This window comes from Streptomyces sp. NPDC043427 (genome assembly GCF_056436655.1).
On the sequence record NZ_JBWKCC010000040.1, the window covers coordinates 20478 to 41417 of the forward strand.

The window sequence follows — 20940 nt, forward strand, 5'->3', positions numbered from 1 at the left end:
TATGGAGAACCGCCCGGACGTCGTCCTGATGGACCTGCGGATGCCGGGTACCGACGGCGCCACCGCCACGGCGCGCATCCGCCAGGAGCACCCCGGCATTCGCGTGCTCGTGCTGACCACCTACGAAGGTGACGCCGACATCCTGCCCGCGATCGAAGCCGGCGCCACCGGGTACCTGCTCAAGGACACCCCGATCGGTACCCTGACTGACGCGATCCGGGCGGCCGCCCGCGGCGAAACCGTCCTCGCCCCCCCGGTGGCCGCCCGCTTGGTGACCCACGTGCCGGCGCCAACCGGGGAGCAGTTGACCCCCCGCGAGGTGCAGGTACTCGGCCTCGTCGCGCGCGGTCTGTCCAACAGCGAGATCGGACGAGAGCTGTACATCAGCGAAGCGACGGTCAAGACGCACCTGCTGCGAGCATTCGTCAAGCTGGGCGTCAACGACCGCACCGCAGCCGTCACCGTCGCCCTCTCCCGCGGCATCCTCGCCTCACCGCACCAGTGAGCCATGCTCCGACCTCGCTGGGGCATCTATATGGCACTCCCTGCCCAGACCCTCGCCGACGGCACCGCAGCAGCATCATCTGTTGGCGACGACTGAAGGCACTCACACTTTGTTAGGAGTTCTTACTGCGTGTTGCACAAGGCTCTGAGCTGGGCATCTCCGTTGTATGCCGGGGTTTTACGTGCTGAGCAGCTGCTGTCGCTGCCAGGCGCCGAGATGGCGGATCGGGTCGTGGTCCTCTTGGGCCGCGTCCATGGCGACCACGGCCTCCGTGAGCGGCCGTAGGGACTCCGGCAGATCGGCCGGGCGGTGGAAGGCGAAGCTGGTGGGGAGCGCCCAGCGGGTGGCGGTGACCAGTCGGGCGCCTTTGTGGATCATCGTCGTCGCCAGACCGAAGGACTCGGTGAAGCGCTGATCGCCGCCGCTCTCGCGGGCGATCAGCGCGACGCGCGGCGGTGCGGGCCAGAGCTGAGCGCCAGGCACGCCGTCCGCGTGCAGCGGGAGCGTGCCGAGGAGAAGGTCCTCCGGTCTGGGGCTGGAGTGCCCGATCGAGCACACGTGTCCGGCGGGCGACCACGACATCATCGTGCTGCGCGTGCTCGCCGTGAGGGCCGACGAGGACGGCAGCTCGGTGGTCTGGCATCGTCGGCCGATCAAGTCGCTGACCGGGTGACCGCACGGCTTTGCGCCGGCTGGGTCACCCGCACTGGTCGGCGCATGACAGCCCGTCGACTCCAGGGCTGTTGAGTCCGGCACCGCTGATGAAGAAGAGTGTGTCGCCCAGCAGGGAAGAGTCTGCGGTCCGGCCAGTACTCCTGGCCGGACCGCAGAGGCCGCAGAAGCGTCATGGCCCAAGTCGCCGTTCTTGACGGCGGCTCCGACCGGCTCTGGTCAGAACGGGTACCGCTCGATCTTCGCCTGCGCGGTCACCCACTGCACCTCGGTGAAGGTGTCGAGGTTGGCTCCGCCGCCGAGGCGACCGCCGGCCGCGGACGCCTTGGCGCCGCCGAAGGGTGCCACGGCCTCGTCGTCCACGGTCTGGTCGTTGATGTGGACGGCGCCGGACTCGATGCGTTCGGCGAGTTCCAACGCGCCGAACACGTCCTCGGTGAGGATGGCGACCGACAGGCCGTACTCGGAGCGGTTGATCAGCTCGATGGCCTCCTCGACGGTTTCGTAGACGGAGACGGGGGCGACCGGGCCGAAGACCTCGTCGGTGTACGCGGGCGCGTCGTGAGGAACGTCGGCCAGGACGGTGGGCCGGTAGAACAGCCCGTCGTAGGTTCCGCCCGCAGCCAGACGCGCACCCTGGGACACGCTGCGGGTGACGATGTCGTGGACCCTGTCACGCTGGCGCTCGTCGATGATCGGGCCGAGCACGTTCTGAGGATCGGTCGGGTCGCCGACAGTGATGGCCCCGGCCTTCTCCGCGAGTTTGGCCACGTACTGCTCGGCGACGGAGGTGTGCACCAGGTGACGCCCCGTGGTCATGCAGATCTGTCCCTGGTGCAGGAAGGATCCCCAGGCTCCAGCCGACGCGGCCGCGTCGAGGTCGGCGTCGGGGAGTACGAGGAGGGCGTTGTTCCCGCCGAGTTCCAGGTGCACCTTCTTCAGCAGGGGCCCGGCGGCGGCACCGATCGCGCGGCCTGCGGCCGTCGAGCCGGTGAAGGATATGCAGGGCACGCCGGGATGGGTCACCAGCGTCTCACCGACATCGGCGCCGCCTGGCAGTACGTGCAGGAGCCCTTCGGGTAGCCCTGCCTCGGCCAGGAGTTGGGCGAGAGCCAGTCCTCCCGAGACCGGGGTGCGCGGGTCGGGCTTGAGGATGACGGCGTTGCCCAGGGCGAGCGCGGGTGCCACCGATCGGATGGAGAGGATGGCGGGAAAGTTGAAGGGCGATATGACCCCGACCACCCCGAGGGCGACCCGGCGGGCGAGCGACATCCGTGGCCGTGTACTGCGGAGCAGCTCGCCGTAGGGCTCCGCGGCGAGGGCGGCGGCCTGGAAGAGCTCGGAGACCACCAGACCTGTCTCGAAGGCGGCCTTGCCCGTTCCCGACCCGGCCTCGGGAACGAGCCAGCGCACCAGACGGTCGGGGTCGCTCTCCAGGGCGAACGCCGCCCTGCGGAACACCTCCGCCCGCTGGTCGTAGGGCAACCGGGCCCAGTCCCGCTGGGCCTTCGCTGCGCGTTCGACGGCTCGGTCGACGTCGGCGGGAGAGGCGGCGCCGACGGTGGTGAGCGGCCTGCCGGTGGCCGGTGCCGTCACTTCGAGGGTCCCGCCGTGGCCCTGGATCCAGGTGCCGTCGAAGATCCTTCCGTTCCATGGCAGGCGGTCGGGGGCTGACGAGGTTTCAATTGTCGTGGTCAAGGTGGTCTCCGGGGTCGGTGGGCGGCTCAAGAGGGGCGGCTCAGTGCCTGTCGCTGAGGGCGGACACGCTCTGGTCGAGGACGGCCTGGTCGGCCCAGCTGCCGTGGAAGCCGAACGGCACCCGCACGGGCAGCCGGACCTGGGCCAGCGGCTCCGCGACGAGGTCGGAGGCGTCGTGGATCAGCAACTCGCTCAGACCCGTCTCGGGGTTCCACCACAGGGTCAGCAGATAGCCGTCGTTCTCACTGCCCGGGTGGGCACGGGGGACGAACACCGGCTCGCTGGGGCTGGTGAGCGGGTGCGGTCCCTCGACGACGGTCGTGGAGTCCTTGAGGTAGTCGTGTACGGCCAGGCCGTCGGTCATGGTCTCCGGCGCCAGGTCGCGGGTGGTGACGAAGTAGCCGTAGCGGTGCCGGCGGCCGACGTAAGCGTCGTTGATCTTCGGGAATTCGCCGGCGACGCCGGAGACGCGTCGGTCACTGACCTTTCCGGTCGTCGTGTCGATCCGCCACTGCCATGAGTAGCCCGGGGGGAACCACTCGTGGGAGCCGAGAGGGGTGAGCGCGTCTGCGGGGCTGCCGATGCGGGAGATCCGGTGCATGTCGATGACGACCTCGTCACCGATCTCGTAGGCGTTGTAGAAGTGTGTGGGCGCGAACATGCCGCCGGCCTCGTACCACTTCACCTCGTGGGTACGACGGTCCATGAGCACGATCTGGGTGCCGTGCGGCAGCACCGACTCGTCCCAGACCACGCCGGGGCGGCCCTGAGCGATCAGGTCGAGACGGAACAGGTTGGGCGCGACGAAGAAGATCGCGTAGTTCTCGCTCACGACGAAGTCGTGCATGAGTGCCGGGATGCCGATGTCGATGGTGTGGGAGTCGATGACCTGTCCGGTCCGGACATCGGCGCGGTACCAGGTGATGACGGGGCTGGTGGCGGCGAAGAACAGCAGGTCGCCGGTGGCCGGGTCGGTCTTGTAGTGAGCGGTGCACAGGACGTCGATGCCCCCGTGGAAGTCGTAGGCGCCGTATGTCTCCAGCGTCTGCGGGTGCATCGCCGTCGGCAGACCGCCCTCGAAGTAGACGAGCAGGTGGTCGTCGAAGATACCCACATTGGTGTTGGCCACGTTCTTCGCGGGCGGGGCGCCCTTGGGCAGTCGCCCGGGCGTGCCGCCGTTGACGAAGCCGCTGTAGACGGCCTCGCCTTGCTCGACCTCGAACTTCATCGAGTCCGTCGCCACCCAGCCGGTACGGAAGGCCGCTTTGCCGTCCCGCAGGTAGAGCGCGGCCACCATCCCGTCGCCCTCCCACCAGTGGTAGCGGTCCAGGTTGCGGGGCTGGAGACGGGGGTTGGAGGAGATGCGGAACAGCGCGCCCGCGAGATCGTCCGGGATGGTGCCCTTCACGGGCAGGTCGTAGCCGTGGCTCTCCTCCGCCCACGGGGAGAAGGGGCCGTGCAGCCACTTGTTCTCCGTCGGCCAGTTCTGGGTGGGGCCGGCAGGCTGAGCCTGCGGCACAACGGACATCGGTGTGGTCGCGACCACGGGGACGGACGGGGTGCTCATGAAGTCCCTTTCATGAAGTCCCCCTCGGCGGGGAACAGCCTCTGCGCCGGGGCTCTTCGGCTCATGGGCCGCTCCGCTGCCCGGTGGACACCACTTCGTGCCCGGCCCGGTCATCCTCGGATGTCGTCCTGCGCGTGTCTTCGGCGCCGTACGACAGATTCGCGCCCCGGCTTTGTCGTCGCGGAGCAGTCGGGGCCTGCGGTCAGGGGGTGATGACCCGGCTGATCTCGAGCGCCAGGAGCAACGGCAGATGGTCCTGCGGCAGGGGTTGGCCCATCAGCTCCTCGGCCCGCTTGACCCGGTAGGCGACGGTGGTGGGCGCCACGAAGAGGTCCTCGGCGGCCAGGCTGCGGCTCCGCCCGTGCGCCAGGTACAGACGCAGCGTCTCCCGGATCGCGGCAACCTTCGGGTCGGGGACGGCCAGCGGTCCCAGGACATCGCGCATATAGCGCTCGGCGTGCTCCGCGTTGGCGGTCAGCAGGGACAGCACAGCGATGTCGGCGTAGGCGTATGTGCCCGGGTTGTCGAGTGCCTGTGCCACCCGCTGGGTCTCCCGGGCCGCCAGGTGGCTGGCCCGGAAACCCTGGTTGCCCCTGGCCGACGGCCCCAGCGCCGTGTAGACACCGCCGGCGCAGCGTGCTGTCGGCGCCGTACCTTCGCGGATCAAGACGGCGAGATCCGTCGACGGTTGCCCGGGCCAGCTCAGCCATACCCATACCTCGGACGTGCCGGTAGGCAGGACGAGGGAGCGTACGGCCCGTGACGCGCCGACTAGATCGGTGGCGAGCCGGTGCAGCGGCGCGGACGAGACCTGCGCCTCCTCCCCGTCGGCCGTCCACAGGATGGCGGCCATATGGTGGTGGCCGAGGTCGAGGCCCAGGGTGTTCTCCACGGCGGTGGGGTCGGCGGGTCGGCCCGCGAGCAGGTCCTCCACGAGCTTGCGGCGGGCCGCCGTGCGACTGCCCGCCCAGTGCTCCCGCACCGCCGCGTACTGCGTGGTGAACGCCGTGGTCAGTTCTTCCACGTAGGCGAAGGACAGGCGTGCGACGCGCTCGCTCTCGTCGGGCCGGCGGTCGGCTTCGACGAGGAGCCGCAGAGCGGCGAGCAGACGTTCGTAGGTGTGCACGTGGGACGTCCACACGGCCCGCAGGATCCGGTCCAGCGATACGCCCCGGTGCACGAGATCACGGTTGCCGTCGACCGCCTCGGGCGGGACGGCGATGAGGCCTGGGGGGGTGTCGTGGAGCAGCCCCCGCAGGATCGCGATGCAGCACGCCTCCACCGACCGGCGTGCCGTCCGCAGCCCCACCGGTCCGTCGGCGATCTCGGGAGACTGACGGACGCACTTCTCGGCGGCCCCGGCGGCCGTCTCCACCGCCCAGGCCATGGGCCCGGGGCCCAGGTCGGCTTCGGCCTCGGCGACGGTCGCGGGGGAGGAGGCCGGTGCCGGGCCGGCCCTGTTGCCGTCCGGCCGCAATCCCAGCAGCCACTCACCCGCGCTCGTCATGACGGCCACCTCGCTCGCCTCGCTCATCCGCAGTCCATCATCCTCTGGCCACGGCACCCCGCGAGATCCTGCTGGTCATCCGTGTGCGGCCGGGTCGGGTCCGAGCGGGGCGCGGTCGAACAAGGGGGCCAGCAGCTCGCGTGCCCGTTCCGGGGTGATGACGTCCGCCGGGTCCATCTTCTCGATGCGGCGGCTGCCGGTGTCCTCGTAGATGTGCTCGCCGATCAGGCGGCAGTCCGCGTCGTACGGCCAGAACGACGCCATGTAGTGGGTGAGTTGATAGTAGGCGTCCGGGTCGTCGATGTCCTCGCCCTGCTCGGCCAGGACACGGCCGGGGAGGTGGTGGCCGAAGAAGGACTCGATGGCCAGGCCCCAGTCCGCTACGGCCACGTGGTCGGTGATCGGCCCGAAGACGTTGGCGCGCGCGTCGGTGATGCCCGCGTAGAACGCGCCGATCTCGGCCCTGCCGCGTAGATGGAGCGATGTGCCCTTCTCGTTGATGCGGTAGACGGGCTCGTCGACGATCATGTCCGGCTGGAGGATCTCCCGCCAGCGCCCGGAGACCTCCAGCAGCGCGTGCCTGCGGAAGTTCAGCAGGATCGCCCTGTGCCGCGGGTTCTCAGTGACCGCGAGGAGAGCGTCGGGCTCCTTGACGACGTCGCGTACGTCGAAAACGTTCATGCCAGTGCCTTTCGAGCCGAGTGGTTCAGGGGCGGATCTGCATGGGGTCGCTGGTGTCGACGCCGCCGTCGATGACGTGGACGGCGCCGGTGATGTACGGCGCCTCGTCGCTCAGCAGGAAGGCGACCAGGGCGGCGACCTCGTCGGTCGTGCCCATGCGCCCGAGCGGGCTGTGCTTGTGCAGTGCGGTGAGCGCCGGCTCACCACCCAGTGCTTCCGTGAGGGGCTGCTGCATCGGTGTCTCGATCAGACCCGGTGCGATGACGTTCACCCGTACCCCGAGCGGGGCACCCTCGATCGCGGCGCTGCGGGCCAGGCCGATCACGGCGTGTTTGCTCGCCGTGTACGCCACGATCGCGGCGCTCGCCCGCAGCCCGGCCAGGGAACTGGTGACCACCACGGCGCCGGGCCGGGCGGTGGCACGGAAGTGACGCAGTGCGTCGCGCAGACCGAGGAAGACACCGCGCTGGTTGACCGCGACGACCCGGTCGTAGTCCGCCGCGTCAAGGTCGGCGAACGACCCGAAGGGGCCGGAGACCCCCGCGTTGAGGTGGAACAGATCGACACCGCCGAAGTGGTCCACGGCGGCCCGGAGGTAGACCGCAGCGTCGGGCTCCTGCGACACGTCGGCCGTGATGGCCAGTGCCTGCGGCCCGCACTGTGCGGCGACGGCGGACACGGCGTCCTCGTCACGGTCGACGAGGGCGACCGAGCAGCCCTCGTCGGCGAGGCGCCGCGCGGTGGCCGCCCCGATCCCGCTGCCGGCGCCGGTCACCAGCGCCACGCGTCCGGTCAGCCCTGAGAAGGACATATCGGCCGCTCCTCAACTCTTAGTAGTCTCGTAAAAGTCCCGTTATTTAGGACTGGTATTTCGATTGGGGGGACATTAGCCTGCGTCCACACGTCGGTCAACGACATCGAAGGAGTCGCGCAGGTGAGTACTTCGGACACCGCCCTGACCGTGCGGGGACTGGGAAAGAACTTCGGCGGTGTGACGGCGCTCGAAGGTGTCGACCTCACCGTGCGCCGTGCCGAGGCCGTGGCGGTCATCGGGCCGAACGGGGCCGGAAAGAGCACCCTCCTCAAGCTGATCGCCGGGGTGCACCGGCGGGATTCGGGAAGCATCCATCTCGGAGATCACCGGCTGGACCGGTTGCCGCCGCACCGCATCACCAGACTGGGCGTGGCTCTGGCTCACCAGGTCCCCAGGCCCTTCCATGGCCTGTCCGTCCGCGACAACGTGCGGATCGGGGCCATGGCTGCAGGGCCGCCTATGCGCGGGCCGGAAATCGCTGACCTGCTGGCCCTGTGCCGTCTGGACACCAAAGCCGCCCGTTCCGCGGACTCGCTGCGCGTCCTGGATCTGAAACGACTGGAGGTCGCGCGGGCGCTGGCCACCCGGCCGCGGGTGCTCATGCTCGACGAGGTGGCCGCGGGGCTGGTGGGCCGCGAACTCGACGAGGCGATCGACCTGATTCGCCAGGTCCATGAGCGAGGCACCACCGTGATCCTCGTAGAGCACATCGAACGGGTCGTCCGCGAGATCGTCGACCGCGTTCTGGTGCTCAACTGGGGGCGTCCGATAGCGCACGGCACTCCGGCGCAGATTGCTGTCGACGAGCAGGTGCGCGCGGTCTACCTCGGCGACAGCTCTGCGCCGGGCGGCAGCCCTACCGCCCGTTCTCATAGCGCTAATCAGGACATGCAGAGCGTAGAGCAGGACACTGCGGTCACCGCCTCTCAGCGCGGCACCGACGACGTGCTGGTCCTGGACGGAGTCACCTCCGGATACGGCGACATGGTGGCCCTACGGGACTTCTCACTGCGCCTGGGGCGCGGACAGATCGTCACCGTGCTCGGGGCGAACGGCGCGGGGAAGTCCACGCTCTGCGGCACCCTCATGGGCACCGTGGCCACCCGTACCGGCCGCATCACGGCGTTCGGCCGGGACATCACCCGCCTGCCGGCGCACGAGCGGGCCCGCCTGGGCATCGCGTACTGCCAGGAGGGCCGCCGCGTCTTCGGCGATCTGACCGTCGCCGAGAACCTGCGACTCGGCGCCCCGCTCTCGCTGGCCAGGGGCGAGGTGCAAGGCCGGATGGAGCGGGTGCATACCGTGTTCCCCGTGCTCGCCGAACGCGCGGGGCAGCGCGCGGGCACGATGTCCGGCGGGCAGCAGCAGATGCTCGCCGTGGGACGCGCCCTCATGGCGGATCCGTCCGTACTGATCTGTGACGAGATCTCGCTGGGCCTGGCCCCGGTCGCCATCGACGCGTTGTACCGGGCACTCGCCGAGATCAACGCCCAGGGCGTGGCGATCCTGCTCGTCGAGCAGAACGTCAAGCGGGCCCTGGGCATCTGCGACCACGCGGTCGTCCTCTCTCGGGGACGCGTCTCCTACCAGGGCGGATCGGCCGGCCTGCTGGACGACGCGGACCTGGACGCCGCCTACTTCGGCACCGACACCACGGATGCCTCTGTCTCCACCGAAGCTTCGCACTCCGGCTCACCCGCACGCACCACTGGAGAACCCTCATGAGAGCAGTCAGACCCTCCCTGCGCCTGGCATGCGCCACCGCCTGCGCCGCGTTGCTCGTCGCCGGCTGCGCCGGCAACGACACATCGAGCGCGAGCAGCGCCAGCAGCAGCGGCCCCATCGTGATCGGCACCAGCATCTCCCTGTCCGGCACCACGGTGCTGACCTCGATCAAGGACGGCTACCAGCTCGCCGTCGACAAGGTGAACGCTGCCGGCGGAGTCAAGGTGGGCGGGGTCAAGCGCAAGATCAAGCTGGTCGTGCTGGACAACCGGAGCGACACCAACACGATGGTGCAGCAGGTCCGCTCCCTGGTGCTCAGCAACCACGCTGTCGCCCTGCTGGGCTCCTGCTGTCAGCAGAACATCGACATGCAGGGTCAGGCCGACGCGCTGAAGACCCCCCTGATCATGGGCGCCCTCCCGGTGGAACTGCTGCCCGCGGGCAACGGCTACGCCTGGGACTCCTTCCAGTCCCTGGCTGACGGCGCCGACAAGTTCTACGAACTCGCTGCCACAGCGTCCACCAATAAGAAGATCCTCATGGTCGGCACCAATGACGCCCAGGGCAAGGCCACCGCGCAGCTGTGGGGCGGGCTGGGCAAGAAGGCCGGTTTCACCGTCGCCTCCAGCAAGGCGGTGCCGGGCGGCACCACGGATTTCTCCGACGTCATCCAGTCCGGCAAGTCAACCGGTGCTCAGATACTCATCGCGAACATGACACCACCGGACTGCTTCGCCATGTGGAAGCAGATGAAGGCGCTGGCGTACAAGCCGAAGCTCGCCATCGGCCTGCAGTGCGCCCAGACCCCTGGCTGGAGTTCCCTGGGCTCGCTGGGCGACGGCACCCTCGTCCAGCTGAACTGGACGGAGTCCGCGGGACTGCCGGACACCCGGATGATCGTCGACAAGTTCGCCGCGAAGTACCCCGCCCTCAACGATCTGGGCTCGGTCGCGCTCGGCTACCACGAGGCCGAACTCCTGATGAGCGCCATATCCCGGTCCGGCACCGCCACCCCCGCCGCCATCAACAAGGCCCTCGCCACCACCGACATGTCGTCCGCTCTGGGCCCCGTGAAGTTCACGGACAACAAGAGCACCACACCGTCCTTCATCGGGCAGTGGGAGAACGGCAAGATCCAGCAGGTCTGGCCGGCCAAGGGTGCCATCCCCCTGAAGCCCCTCTCCGGCCTGCGCTGAACCGTCCGCCGAAACGGCAGAAGGGAATCGAGACATGAGCCCAGACGTGCTGGCCGCCGGCATTCTGGCCGGCGGTCTGTACGCCCTGATCGGCCTGGGGATCTCCCTGGTCTTCGGGGTGCTCGGACTGATGAACCTCGCCCACGGCGAACTCGTCATCGGCGGCGCCTACCTGGCCTCGCTGCTCGTGGTCGAGGCCGGCTGGGATCCGCTCGCCGCGCTGCCGCTCGCCATGGCCACCATGGCGCTGATCGCCTACCCGCTGCAGCGCTATCTGCTCACGCCCCTGCTCAGGGACAGCAAGAGCGCCCCGCTGGTGGCCACCTTCGGCCTCTCACTGCTCGGGCAGGCGCTCTTCCAGGCCGCCTTCGGTACCCACCCCAAGGCGCTGCCCGCCTCCTACGCCGACACCGGCCTGTCCATGCTCGGCGTACGGGTCCAGACCGTCTACGTCATCGCCTTCGGGCTCACCGTCGTGCTGTGCGCCGCGACCCACCTGGTGCTCACCAGGACACGGGCCGGCAGCGCGGTGCGGGCGGCCTCAGCCGATCCAGGCACCGCGGCGGTACTCGGAATCGACGTCAACCGCGTCTACGCCATGACCTTCGCCGGTGCGGCGGCGCTCGCCGCGGCCGGCGGAGTGCTCACCGGCGTCGCGCAGAGCTTCACCCCCAGCAGCGGCCTGCCGCTGCTGCTCACCGGCTTCGCCGTGATGGCCCTCGCGGGCATCGGCAGCGTGGGCGGCGTACTGGCCGCGGGCGTGGCGCTGGGCGTTCTCCAGTCCGTCAGCGTCAGCCTCTTCGGCGGCGGCTGGCGCGACGTGGTCGTCTACCTGGCCTTCTTCCTCGTCCTCGCGGTCCGCCCGCAGGGCCTGTTCCGAAAGGCGCATGCCGCATGACACCCACACCCACCCTGCGGCGCTGGTGGCCCGCGCTCGCCCTGCTTCTCGCCACCCTGGTCTGCTTCGCGCTCGGAGGCGTGCTCGACCACGGGACCCTCGACCTCGGCGTCACCCTGCTGTGCTACCTGGCCATCGCCCAGGCGTGGAACGTACTCGCCGGCTTCGGCGGCCTGGTCTCGCTGGGCGCCGCGGCCTTCGTCGCGACCGGCGGCTACGCAGCCGCGCTGCTGCTCGTCCACACCGGCCTGAGCTGGCCCCTGGCCGTAGTGGCGGCGCCGGTCGCCGCCATGCTGCTCGCCCTTCTGCTGTCCGCCGCGCTGCTGCGCCTGCGCGGCGACTACTTCTCCATCGGCACCCTGGCCATCGCCATCGCTCTCCAGGCACTGATCCGCAACTGGGACTGGGCGGGCGGTGCCAGTGGTGTCACCCTGCCCGTCGACTCCGTGCCCAGCGGCGGCAACCTGTTCCAAATCGCCGTGATCGTCGCGGCGCTGGCCATGGCCCTCACCCTGCACGCGCGGCACAGCGACTTCGGGCTCCGGCTGGCCGCGATCCGCGACAACGAACCGGCCGCCGCCGGACTCGGTGTCGCCGTCCGCCGCCACCAGCTCGCCGCGCTGCTCCCCTCCAGCGCGATCACCGGACTGGCCGGGGCGGTGATCGCCTCCCAGTTCGTCGTCATCTCCCCGGACGGTGTGGCCGGCGTGTCCTGGAGCCTCAACGCCGTGCTGATGGCTGTGGTCGGCGGAACCGGCACCGTGCTGGGCCCGCTCCTGGGCGTGGCCGTCGTCTATTACGGCCTCACCCGCGAACTGCAGAATGAGCAGACGCTTTCCCTGGTGATCGAGGGCGTCCTGCTCATCCTCATCGTTCGTTTCGCCCCGCAGGGCGTGTGGCCGATGTTGTGCAGGGTCGCCCGACGCCTGCTCGGCCGACGCTACCCGAGCGGTCGGCCGACGGCCGACCGCGGTGACGAGGAAGAAACCGTCCCTTCGGGGACCGAGCCTCTCGCCGTGGACCTCGCATGAGTACCGGGGAGTTCACCGGTCGTACCGTCTTGATCACCGGGGGCGGCGGCGGTATCGGGTACGCCACCGCGGAGCTGCTGACCGAGCGCGGGGCCACCGTGGTCGCCTTGGGGCCGGACGATCCGGGTCTCGGGAAGGTCGCCGGTCTGCCCCGGACGACAGCCGTTCCGGGCGACGCCGCCGACGAGAACGACGTACGGCGCGCGGTCGACACCGCGCTCCTGGACGGGGGGCGACTCGACGCCGTGGTGTGCTGCGCCGGCCTCGGTACCTTCGGGACAGTCCTGGACTCGGAGCCCGGCTGGCGGGACACGCTGCGGGCCAACCTGGACACCGCCTACGTGACGACCCGCAGCGCGCTGCCCGCGCTGATCGACACCGGCGGTGCCGTGGTGCTCGTGTCCTCGCTCGCGGGGACGCTCGCCGTGCCCGCCGCCGCCGCGTACACCACCTCCAAACACGCCCTCATCGGACTCACTCGGTCGTTGGCCGCCGACTTCGGACCCCTCGGGGTCCGCGCAAACGTGATCTGTCCCGGTGCCGTGCGCACCCCGATGCTCGACCGCGTGATGGACGAGGTCGGCTCCCGGTCCGGCCAGGACCGGGATACCGCCTACCGACGTGCCGGATCGCTGGTTCCGCTGCGCCGTGCAGCGGAGCCGTCGGAGATCGCCGAGGTCATCGCGTTCCTCGCCGGGCCGCGCTCGGCGGTCGTCACCGGCGCCGTGCTCATGGCGGACTGCGGTGTCTCCGCGGTGGACCTGAGCCTGTCACCACTCGACCAGAACATGTCCTGACAACAGACAAGCCAGTCCTGAAAGGGAGATGCCGAAGATGATCACTGGCCTAGGGCACACCGGTTTCTGGGTGTACGACCTGGAGCTGATGCGCGACTTCTACAGCCGCGTGATGGGGTTGACCGTCACCGACGAGGACGAGGAACGGGGGATCGTCTTCCTGTCCGCCCGCCCCGATGAGGAGCATCACGAGTTCGTGCTCCAGCGCGGTCGCACGGCACCCGACGGAGCGAAACTCACGCACCAGGTCTCCTGGCGAGTGGACTCCCTGGAGTCGGTCATCGACTTCCACCACCGCTTTCGTGCCGAGGGCATCGAGGTCCAGCAGGAGGTCACCCACGGCAACGCGATCGGGATCTACTTCTTCGATCCGGAGGGCAACCGCAACGAGGTCTACCTGCGGCTGGAGCGGGACGTGCGCCAGCCCTTCCGTAAAACGATCGACCTCGACCTGCCGCCCGAGGAGATCCTCGCCGAGTCCGAGCGGCTGCTGACCGAAGGAGGGCCCGCTTATCAGCCCGTCCAGTGAGTTCGCCGCCCCGTCCCGACGACCACAACGGAGCCCATTTGATGAGTGAACCGACATCGGGAACCAGCCCTCCACCGGGTCAGGCGCAGACCACCGCCGACCCCGCCGTGCTGATCGTCGGCGCGGGCCCCGTCGGCCTGACCGCGGCCCACCTGCTCGGTTCGCTGGGTGTACGGGTCCTGTTGGTCGAGCGCAACACCACCACCAGCGACGCGGCCAAGGCGATCAGTCTGGACGACGAGTCGCTGCGCACCCTGCAGTCCGCGGGCCTGTCCGCCGCGGTGTATCCGATCATCGTGCCCGGTACCGGCACGAGGTACTTCGGCGTGGGCGGCCGCCCTCTGGTGCACGCCCGAGGCAGCGGTGATCGGCGCTTCGGCCACCCCTTCAAGAACCCGTTCGCCCAGCCGGACCTGGAGCGGGTGCTCCAGGCAGAACTGGCCCGTCACCCGCACGTCGAGGCCCGCTTCGGTACCCGGCTGGTGGGGCTGGCACAGCACGCCACCCATGTCCGCGTCTCCCTCAGCACCGGCGGTGCCGCCGAGGACCTGGAGGTCTCCTACGTACTCGGGTGCGACGGTGGACGCAGCACCGTGCGTCGGCTGCTGTCCGTTCCCATGCGGGGGCGCAGCTTCCCCGACGAGGTGTGGCTCGTGCTGGACACCCTGGACGACCCGCACCGCGAGCGGTACGGCATGCACATCGGTGACCCGTCTCGCCCCACAGTGATCGTGCCCGGCCGCGACGGCCGCTGCCGCTACGAGTTCCTGCTGCGGCCCGGCGAGAGTGCGGCCGGTCAGGAGCCGCCGTTCGATCTCGTGCGTCGGCTCCTCCGGCCCTTTCGGGAGATCACTCCGAGGCAGATGGAGCGGGCCGTCGCCTACAGCTTCCACGCGCTGCTCGCCGAGCGACTGCGGGTGGGCCGTTGCTTCCTGGTGGGCGACGCCGCGCACATGATGCCGCCGTTCGCCGGACAGGGCCTCAACTCCGGCATCCGGGACGCTGCCAATCTGTGCTGGAAGCTGACGGAGGTTCTGAATGAGCGGGCTGACGACGTCCTCCTCGACACCTACGACGTGGAACGCCGACCGCACGCCCAAGCGGTGATCGACCTGTCCGTCCGGCTCGGCCGGACCGTCATGACCACCAGCCGTCCGCGTGCACACCTGCGGGATCTGTTGGTGCGCGCCGCACTGCTGACCGGCCCTGGGCGCCGCTACCTCACCGAGATGCGCTACCGTCCGGACACCCGGGCACGGAGCGGAGCCGTCGTCCGGCCCGGCAAACGAGTTCACCCGCTCGTCGGCACGGTGCTTCCGCAGCCGCGCGTACTGCTCGGTCCCAGCTACCGACTCGTCCTCCTCGACGATGTCCTCGGCACTGGCTGGAGTCTCCTGGGCGTGGGCCTCACCGAAGCCGACTGGACCTCGGTCAGAGAAGTCGGCCTCCCGCCTGGCACCGAGGTTGATGTGGTCATCGGTGACCTGGCCCTCGGCCGCGCCACCGAACGGCCCGCGATCACGGATGCTGACGGTGGCCCCCGGTCCTTTCTCCAGGACCTGGCCGGGCACTTCGTACTCGTACGTCCCGACCGGATGGTGGCCGCCGTCTTCCCTCCCGACCAGGCGGGCCAGGTCGAGGTGGAGCTACGGAGTTCGACCGGCGCCCGCGCCTCCCGCCCAGCCACCCCCGAGACACCGCCATTCCAAGGAGTACGCCGATGAGGCTCAGCACGGTCCGTCTCGACGACGGGAACCGCACCACGACCGCCGCTCGTCAGGACGGCGACGAATTCGTCCTGCTTCCCTACACCGACGTTGGCACGCTGCTCGCCGCCGGAGCCAACTGGCGGGAACGAGCCGCCCGGAACGGGGACCGGGTCCCGCGGGACAGCGTCTCCCTCGCTCCGACCGTCCCGCACCCGAACAAGATCGTCTGCCTGGGACTGAACTACGCCACCCATATCAAGGAGATGGGTCGCCCGACCCCGGCGCACCCCACCCTCTTCGCCAAGTACGACGGCTCCCTGATCGGCGCCCGGGACGACGTTCATATGCCGCCGGTCAGCGACGACCTCGACTGGGAGGCCGAACTCGGCGTCGTCATCGGCCTGGCAGGCCGCCATCTGTCGCGCGAGGAAGCACTGGAGCACGTCGCCGGGTACACGGTCGCCAATGACGTCACGGTCCGGGACTGGCAGCACCGCACCAGGGAGTTCCTCGCCGGCAAGACCTTCGAAGGCACCACTCCGGTAGGGCCCGTCCTCGTCACGCCGGACGAACTCCCGTCCGGCGCCTCCGGGCTGGCCATCGAGTGCGCCGTCGACGGCCAGACCATGCAGAAGTCCAACACCGCAGACCTGCTCTTCGACGTCGCCGACGTCATCGCCTACGTCAGCACCATCATCACGCTGCTGCCCGGCGACCTCATCCTCACCGGCACCCCCGGCGGCGTGGGCGCGGGCCGGGACCCCAAGGTGTTCCTGCGCCCCGGGCAGGAACTCGTGACGACCGTCGAGGACATCGGGGAACTGCGCAACACCATCGTCAAGGACCACCGGTGACATGACCCCCACCGACCCGTCCCCAGCCGCTAGAGTGTCCGGCATGTCAGGAACAGTGTCCCCCAGCTACCGCGAGCGTAACTCCACGGCCGACCGGGCCCTCGACATCCTGACCATGTTCGACGACAACCAACTCGTCGTCTCCGGAACGGCCGTGGCGGAGCGGCTGGGTGTGGCCCGCTCTACCGCGTACCGCTACCTCCAGAGCCTGGTCGCCGGGCGTTTCCTCGAAGAGGCGCCCGGCGGCGGCTTCCGGCTCGGCCTGCGGGTCCTGGAGATCGCCCGGCTGGCCCGCCGCAGCTACGGCCTCTCCGAGGTCGCCCTGCCCTTGATGGAGGAACTCGCGGCCGAGGTGCAGGAGACCGTCCTGCTCACCCGCCGCGCCGGCGATCTCGTCGTCTGCGTCGACCGCGCGGAGAGCGAGTCCCGCGCGGTCCGCATCTCCTACGAACGCGGCAGCACCCTCCCCCTCAACGCCGGAGCTGCGGCTCTCGTTCTGCTGGCCTGGAGCCCCGAGGACGAGGTTCGCCGGCTGTTGGGGGCTGCCGAGCTGCGCCGTTTCACTCCATCCACCCTCACCGATGTCGATGCGTTGGTCGAACGTATGGGCCGCATCCGCAGACTCGGCTACTCCGTCACCCGCGGCGAACTCGACCTCGACGTCGTGGGTATCTCCGCGCCGATCCGGAGTCAAGGTGGACAGGTCGTGGCGGCGGTGAGTGTGGCGGCCTTGGCTTCCCGCCTCTACCCCGAGGCGGAGGCCGAGGTCGCCCAGAAGCTGCTGACCGCAGCGGCGGAAATCAGCGAGCGCCTGGCCCTGGCGGCTGCCTGAGGCCGCATCGGTCGGCGCCGACGGCTCCGGCGGAATTGCTTAACTCCGTTGATTTTACTGTGCCTTGAGAAACCCAGGTAATGAGGTGGTGCTGCCCCCGCGAGTGGCACCACCGCCTCCTCCCTCGGCCGCCGCCGAGGGCGCTCTCGCGGTCGGCGCGGCCGGCGGCGACGATCGGGTGACGACCTTCTCCTCCAGCCGGGGCCCGCTCTTCGGCGGCTACACAGTCAAGCCCAATATCAAGACCCCGGGCGTCGCCGAGACCGCCGCCCGCGCCAAGGGCACCCCGATCGGCGATGTCGAGCGCGAGGGCCGGTGGGACCGGTTGACGACCACTACACCCGCCTGTCCGGTACGTCGATGGCGGCACCCGCCGTCGACGGCGCCGCCGCCCTGGTCATGCAGGCCCACCCCGACTGGACGCCCCGGCAGGTGGCCCAGGCCCTGGTCTCCAGCGCCGACCCCACCGCCGGTGAGTCGGTGTACGACCAGGGCTCCGGCCTGGTCGACGCGGAGCGCGCCGTCGACCAGCCGGTGTCGGTCACCGCGACCGCCGCGGACTTCGGCCGCCTCACCTGGCCTCGCGGCCCCGGCATCGCCCGCGAGGTGGCCTTCTCCAACGCCTCGGACACCCCCGTCACCCTCGACCTCGCCCTCAAGGACGCGCGGTGACCTGCCCTGCTGTGAAGAACGCCTCGAACTGACGCTTCGGATCCCAGATGACCCTGCCGCGGGGGCGTCGTATACGCACCGGGCCACGGCGATGGCGGGCTTCCCATGTGTCGTGGCCTTGGAGAGCGCACCGATCACCTGCTGCGTGTAGGCGTCACCGTCTTCGGTGGTACGGGGCCGCGGTGTGCGCCCTTGGTGGGGCAGGGGACGGCGCCTTGCGTGCTCACCGTGGCTTCGAGGCGGCCGACGTGGCCGATATCGACCGTGATGCGGTCGCCCTCGGTGATGGTGCCGACGCCGGCCGGCGTTCCGGTGGTGATGATGTCGCCCGTGCGGAGGGTCATGACCGAGGACGCGTAGGCGATCAGTCGGGGAACGCTCCAGATGAGGTCCTTGATGTCGGCGTCCTGCCGCAGTTCGTCGCCGACCCAGGTGCGCAGGGTCAGTGACTCCAACGGGCCGACCTCGTCCGGGGTGACCAGGTAGGGGCCGACCGGGGTGAAGGTGTCGAAGGACTTGCGGGTGGAGCGGTCCTCGCCGCCGCGCATGGTGATGTCGAGCAGGCAGGTGTATCCGGCGACGTGCTTCAGGGCGTCGGTTACGGTGATGTCGCGTCCGGGTCGGCCGATGACGAGTGCGAGCTCGCCCTCCTGGTCGAAGCGCCGGTCGGTGTACGGCAGTCGGATTGTGCCCTGGTGGGCGAGGACCGACGACGGGGCCGTGAGGAAGATGCCGAGAGCGTCGATGTGGTAGGCCTCGTTCATCTCGGCTTGGTGGTCGCGGTAGTTGACCGGCGCAGCGATGATTTTCGACGGCTCGGGAACGACCGGCTGGAGAGTGACCTCTCCAAGGTGGAAAACGTCCGCACCACGCGGCGTTCCTTCCGGTATGGGATCGCCGAGCAGCGTCCGCAACGGCCTGCCGAGGTCCACGACGCGGTCGTCGTCGAGCCGTCCGGCGGTGGCGATGCCGTCCGGCCTGATGAAGCTGAGCAGTTTCATGCGGTGTCCTCAGAGGAAGCGGTGTAGAGCCAGTCGAGATCGGAGTAGTCGTCGGGCTGGCGCAACCGGAACACGCGGTTGCGCAGGGCGAGCAGTGTCGGGTCCTGGGTGTGCCAGAGGTTGCCCCACGGCCGGGCCACGGTCTGGCAGCGGGAGGCTCGGGCGATACGCCGTTCCTCGTACTGCTTCAGCGCCCGGTCCTGGGAGTGCTGATGGTCCGAGACGGCGTCGCCCAGCGCGACCGCGTCCTCCAGGGCCTGGCACGCGCCCTGCCCGAGGTACTGGAGCATGGCGTGTGCGGCGTCGCCGACCAGCGCCGTGTGTGCCGTCGTCCAGGTCGGCAGCGGGTCCCGGTCGTACACAGGCCAGTCCCGGTGGGGATCGAGGAGCGCGACGTACTCGCGGACACTCGGGTGCGCGATGGCGAAGGCGGCGCGGAACTCCTCCGCATCGCCACGCGGCTCCCGTGCACCTGCGGGGCGCTCGTAGACGGCGACCTGGTTGTACAGCTCGCCGCGTCGCACGGGGTACTGCATCAGGTGGATGCCTGGACCGATCCAGAGTGTCACGTCGTCGGGCGCCAGGCCCCTGCCGAGTTCTGACCGGTCGCTCGCGCCCCGGTAGGCGACATGACCGCTGAACCGGGGTGGGCTCGTGTTGATGAGGCGGCGCACCTGGGACCGGAGGCCGTCCGCCCCGACCAGGAGCTGTGTGGTCAACACCTCGCCGTCGGAGAAGGTGACGTCGGCGTGCTCGTCCCGTTCACGCACGCTGGCGGCGGTGCGGCCGGTCCGCAGCTCGATGCCGGGTTCGGCCCGGCAGGCGTCGAGCAGGACGGACAGCACGTCGTGGCGGTGCGCGACGACGTACGGGTAGCCGTACCGGGCACGGAACGGGTGCCCGAGGTCGAGCACGGTGAGCTCATCGCCCGTGACGGCGTCGCGGATCACCGCGCGGGCGGGCAGTACGGCGGTTTCGAGAACCGGCCCGAGCATGCCGAGCCGGTCGAAGGCCCGCATCGCGTTCGGCCCCAGCTGGAGTCCGGCACCGATCTCGGCGAACTGCGGGGCCTGTTCCGTCAGCAGAGTCCGACGGCCGGCGCGGGCCAGGGCCAGTGCCGCCGCGAGCCCCCCGATGCCGCCGCCGACGACCAGTGTGTCGTGCCCGCTCATGAGTCAACCTCCTCGGACCGGTGCAGGTGCAGGGCTTCCAGTACCGGGCTGTCGCTGGTGGTGAACAGGTCAAGGCGGGTACGCGCGTGCAGTTGGTGGGTGCACCAGGACGGCACGACGAACACGTCACCGGGAGACAGGTCGAACGACTCGCCGCCGAGCACGACCGTGCCGGACCCGTCGAGCACCGCCGTGACGCGGGTTCCGGTCTGGCGTTCCCGGCGCGTCGTCGTGCCCGGATTCACCCGCCGCATCTCACAGCGCATTGTTGGCATGACGTCGCGGCCGCGGGAGGGATCCTGGAACCGGACGGTGACGTCGTTTGTGTCCTCGACCTCCAGCAGGTCGTCCAACGCTGCATCGGTGTCCTGCCAGCGGTAGACCAACAGGGGGGAGTGCGGGGGCAGATCGGGTGTTCCGGCGGGGGAGAGACCGGCTCCGGCACCCCAGCGGCGCTCGGCGGTCGAACGAGGGATGCCGGTCCGGTCCGCTTCGGAGTCGCCGCCCGGTTCGAAGAAGACCGCGTCGAGCGCCGCGACCACCGGAAGGTCGAGCACGTCCAGCCACATCATCGGCATGTCGCCGGGGTTGTGGTGTTCGTGGAAGGTCCATGACGGTGTCAGGACGAGATCTCCGCGGGCCATCGCGATCGGGTCGCCGTTCACGAGGGTGTACACGCCCTCCCCGTCGAGGACGAACCGTAGCGCGGCCGGTGTGTGCCGGTGCGCGGGTGCCGACTCGTGGGGCTGAAGGTACTGAACCGCCGCCCATAGCGTCGACGAGATGAACGGCGCGCCGCCCAAGCCTGGGTTGGCCATCGCCAGCACCCGCCGGTCGCCGCCCCGGTCGATCGGGACCAGATCACCGGCCCGGCGGCCGAGCTTGGCAAGGTCATCCGCAGACCAACGATAGGGGATCGCCCGCACACGAGGTGTCGGAGTGAGCAGTCCGTGTAGTTCCCAGAGTGGCTGAAGTTGCTTGTCAGATAGCTCAGTGTAGAAGGCGTCGAGTGATGGCTCGTCTGATCTGAACCGGGAAGTGGGCATCGTTCACCTCGCTAATCTTCCGTACACGTAGTAT

At 69.7% G+C, this 20940-nt stretch carries 21 protein-coding genes; 12 read left to right on the top strand and 9 right to left on the bottom strand.

The window, feature by feature from the left end; genetic code table 11:
* Window position 1 precedes the first annotated feature (1 nt).
* On the top strand, window positions 2-505 hold the full coding sequence (locus AC067M_RS40925; RefSeq protein ID WP_478702084.1) for a LuxR C-terminal-related transcriptional regulator: 504 nt from the start codon (window positions 2-4) through the stop codon (window positions 503-505).
* A gap of 177 nt (window positions 506-682) precedes the next feature.
* Here AC067M_RS40925 and AC067M_RS40930 read toward each other — a convergent pair whose 3' ends face one another.
* Window positions 683-988, bottom strand: coding sequence for a hypothetical protein (locus tag AC067M_RS40930; RefSeq protein WP_478702085.1), 306 nt, complete (start codon window positions 986-988; stop codon window positions 683-685).
* 22 nt (window positions 989-1010) lie between these two features.
* Between AC067M_RS40930 and AC067M_RS40935 the strand changes: the two genes are divergently transcribed.
* Window positions 1011-1178 (top strand): flavin reductase family protein, encoded by a 168-nt coding sequence (locus AC067M_RS40935; RefSeq protein ID WP_478702086.1) that lies wholly within the window; start codon window positions 1011-1013, stop codon window positions 1176-1178.
* A 218-nt stretch (window positions 1179-1396) separates the two neighbouring features.
* On the opposite strand, the gene AC067M_RS40940 is transcribed toward AC067M_RS40935, so the two are convergent.
* The 5 genes from AC067M_RS40940 to AC067M_RS40960 form a co-directional block, all read right to left on the bottom strand.
* Entirely contained in the window at window positions 1397-2875 is a 1479-nt protein-coding gene (locus tag AC067M_RS40940) for an aldehyde dehydrogenase family protein (protein ID WP_478702087.1), read from the bottom strand.
* A 40-nt stretch (window positions 2876-2915) separates the two neighbouring features.
* Entirely contained in the window at window positions 2916-4442 is a 1527-nt protein-coding gene (locus AC067M_RS40945; protein ID WP_478702088.1) for a carotenoid oxygenase family protein, read from the bottom strand.
* 202 nt (window positions 4443-4644) lie between these two features.
* On the bottom strand, window positions 4645-5976 hold the full coding sequence (locus AC067M_RS40950) for a PucR family transcriptional regulator (RefSeq protein WP_478702089.1): 1332 nt from the start codon (window positions 5974-5976) through the stop codon (window positions 4645-4647).
* Window positions 5977-6024: 48 nt separating this feature from the next.
* Entirely contained in the window at window positions 6025-6630 is a 606-nt protein-coding gene (locus AC067M_RS40955) for a hypothetical protein (RefSeq protein ID WP_478702090.1), read from the bottom strand.
* A gap of 25 nt (window positions 6631-6655) precedes the next feature.
* A complete protein-coding gene (locus tag AC067M_RS40960) occupies window positions 6656-7441 on the bottom strand; it encodes an SDR family NAD(P)-dependent oxidoreductase (RefSeq protein WP_478702091.1) in 786 nt (261 codons plus the stop codon).
* A 123-nt stretch (window positions 7442-7564) separates the two neighbouring features.
* On the opposite strand from AC067M_RS40960, the gene AC067M_RS40965 reads away from it, so the two are divergent.
* The 10 genes from AC067M_RS40965 to AC067M_RS41010 all read left to right on the top strand — a co-directional run bounded on the left by AC067M_RS40965 (window position 7565) and on the right by AC067M_RS41010 (window position 17687).
* A complete protein-coding gene (locus AC067M_RS40965) occupies window positions 7565-9169 on the top strand; it encodes an ATP-binding cassette domain-containing protein (RefSeq protein WP_478702092.1) in 1605 nt (534 codons plus the stop codon).
* Window positions 9166-10365, top strand: coding sequence for an ABC transporter substrate-binding protein (locus AC067M_RS40970; protein WP_478702093.1), 1200 nt, complete (start codon window positions 9166-9168; stop codon window positions 10363-10365). Before AC067M_RS40965 ends, AC067M_RS40970 begins: the two co-directional genes overlap by 4 nt.
* A 34-nt stretch (window positions 10366-10399) precedes the next feature.
* Window positions 10400-11263: a branched-chain amino acid ABC transporter permease gene (locus AC067M_RS40975; protein ID WP_478702094.1), complete on the top strand. Its 864-nt coding sequence runs from the start codon at window positions 10400-10402 to the stop codon at window positions 11261-11263.
* Window positions 11260-12294, top strand: a complete 1035-nt coding sequence (locus AC067M_RS40980) for a branched-chain amino acid ABC transporter permease (protein ID WP_478702095.1) — start codon at window positions 11260-11262, stop codon at window positions 12292-12294. Before AC067M_RS40975 ends, AC067M_RS40980 begins: the two co-directional genes overlap by 4 nt.
* Entirely contained in the window at window positions 12291-13091 is an 801-nt protein-coding gene (locus AC067M_RS40985) for an SDR family NAD(P)-dependent oxidoreductase (protein WP_478702096.1), read from the top strand. Before AC067M_RS40980 ends, AC067M_RS40985 begins: the two co-directional genes overlap by 4 nt.
* A 37-nt stretch (window positions 13092-13128) precedes the next feature.
* Entirely contained in the window at window positions 13129-13620 is a 492-nt protein-coding gene (locus AC067M_RS40990; RefSeq protein ID WP_128378984.1) for a VOC family protein, read from the top strand.
* 41 nt (window positions 13621-13661) lie between these two features.
* Complete coding sequence (locus AC067M_RS40995) at window positions 13662-15344, top strand: FAD-dependent monooxygenase (protein ID WP_478702097.1); 1683 nt, start codon at window positions 13662-13664, stop codon at window positions 15342-15344.
* Window positions 15341-16183, top strand: a complete 843-nt coding sequence (locus AC067M_RS41000; RefSeq protein WP_478702098.1) for a fumarylacetoacetate hydrolase family protein — start codon at window positions 15341-15343, stop codon at window positions 16181-16183. Before AC067M_RS40995 ends, AC067M_RS41000 begins: the two co-directional genes overlap by 4 nt.
* 43 nt (window positions 16184-16226) lie before the next feature.
* Window positions 16227-17015 (top strand): IclR family transcriptional regulator, encoded by a 789-nt coding sequence (locus tag AC067M_RS41005; protein WP_478702099.1) that lies wholly within the window; start codon window positions 16227-16229, stop codon window positions 17013-17015.
* 315 nt (window positions 17016-17330) lie between these two features.
* On the top strand, window positions 17331-17687 hold the full coding sequence (locus AC067M_RS41010; protein WP_478702100.1) for a S8 family serine peptidase: 357 nt from the start codon (window positions 17331-17333) through the stop codon (window positions 17685-17687).
* Window positions 17688-17821: 134 nt separating this feature from the next.
* On the opposite strand, the gene AC067M_RS41015 is transcribed toward AC067M_RS41010, so the two are convergent.
* Genes AC067M_RS41015 through AC067M_RS41025 form a run of 3 tightly spaced genes read right to left on the bottom strand, consistent with a single transcriptional unit; the run spans window position 17822 to window position 20678 of the window.
* On the bottom strand, window positions 17822-18688 hold the full coding sequence (locus tag AC067M_RS41015; protein ID WP_478702101.1) for a fumarylacetoacetate hydrolase family protein: 867 nt from the start codon (window positions 18686-18688) through the stop codon (window positions 17822-17824).
* Window positions 18685-19860 carry an FAD-dependent monooxygenase gene (locus AC067M_RS41020; protein ID WP_478702102.1) on the bottom strand — a complete coding sequence of 392 codons (1176 nt, stop codon included), beginning with the start codon at window positions 19858-19860 and terminating at the stop codon, window positions 18685-18687. Before AC067M_RS41020 ends, AC067M_RS41015 begins: the two co-directional genes overlap by 4 nt.
* The gene (locus tag AC067M_RS41025) at window positions 19857-20678 is read right to left on the bottom strand and encodes a cupin domain-containing protein (RefSeq protein WP_478702103.1); all 822 of its coding nucleotides are present in this window, start codon (window positions 20676-20678) and stop codon (window positions 19857-19859) included. The genes AC067M_RS41020 and AC067M_RS41025 overlap by 4 nt, the downstream gene beginning before the upstream one ends.
* Window positions 20679-20940 lie beyond the last annotated feature (262 nt).

What these genes read in the sequence shown, in the direction of transcription:
- AC067M_RS40925 (WP_478702084.1), top strand. Translation starts at nt 2, where the DNA reads ATGGAGAACCGCCCGGACGTCGTCCTGATGGACCTGCGGATGCCGGGT.
- AC067M_RS40945 (WP_478702088.1), bottom strand. Translation starts at nt 4,442, where the DNA reads ATGAGCACCCCGTCCGTCCCCGTGGTCGCGACCACACCGATGTCCGTT.
- AC067M_RS40950 (WP_478702089.1), bottom strand. Translation starts at nt 5,976, where the DNA reads ATGAGCGAGGCGAGCGAGGTGGCCGTCATGACGAGCGCGGGTGAGTGG.
- AC067M_RS40955 (WP_478702090.1), bottom strand. Translation starts at nt 6,630, where the DNA reads ATGAACGTTTTCGACGTACGCGACGTCGTCAAGGAGCCCGACGCTCTC.
- AC067M_RS40960 (WP_478702091.1), bottom strand. Translation starts at nt 7,441, where the DNA reads ATGTCCTTCTCAGGGCTGACCGGACGCGTGGCGCTGGTGACCGGCGCC.
- AC067M_RS40970 (WP_478702093.1), top strand. Translation starts at nt 9,166, where the DNA reads ATGAGAGCAGTCAGACCCTCCCTGCGCCTGGCATGCGCCACCGCCTGC.
- AC067M_RS40975 (WP_478702094.1), top strand. Translation starts at nt 10,400, where the DNA reads ATGAGCCCAGACGTGCTGGCCGCCGGCATTCTGGCCGGCGGTCTGTAC.
- AC067M_RS40980 (WP_478702095.1), top strand. Translation starts at nt 11,260, where the DNA reads ATGACACCCACACCCACCCTGCGGCGCTGGTGGCCCGCGCTCGCCCTG.
- AC067M_RS40985 (WP_478702096.1), top strand. Translation starts at nt 12,291, where the DNA reads ATGAGTACCGGGGAGTTCACCGGTCGTACCGTCTTGATCACCGGGGGC.
- AC067M_RS40990 (WP_128378984.1), top strand. Translation starts at nt 13,129, where the DNA reads ATGATCACTGGCCTAGGGCACACCGGTTTCTGGGTGTACGACCTGGAG.
- AC067M_RS40995 (WP_478702097.1), top strand. Translation starts at nt 13,662, where the DNA reads ATGAGTGAACCGACATCGGGAACCAGCCCTCCACCGGGTCAGGCGCAG.
- AC067M_RS41000 (WP_478702098.1), top strand. Translation starts at nt 15,341, where the DNA reads ATGAGGCTCAGCACGGTCCGTCTCGACGACGGGAACCGCACCACGACC.
- AC067M_RS41005 (WP_478702099.1), top strand. Translation starts at nt 16,227, where the DNA reads ATGTCAGGAACAGTGTCCCCCAGCTACCGCGAGCGTAACTCCACGGCC.
- AC067M_RS41015 (WP_478702101.1), bottom strand. Translation starts at nt 18,688, where the DNA reads ATGAAACTGCTCAGCTTCATCAGGCCGGACGGCATCGCCACCGCCGGA.
- AC067M_RS41020 (WP_478702102.1), bottom strand. Translation starts at nt 19,860, where the DNA reads ATGAGCGGGCACGACACACTGGTCGTCGGCGGCGGCATCGGGGGGCTC.
- AC067M_RS41025 (WP_478702103.1), bottom strand. Translation starts at nt 20,678, where the DNA reads ATGGCCAACCCAGGCTTGGGCGGCGCGCCGTTCATCTCGTCGACGCTA.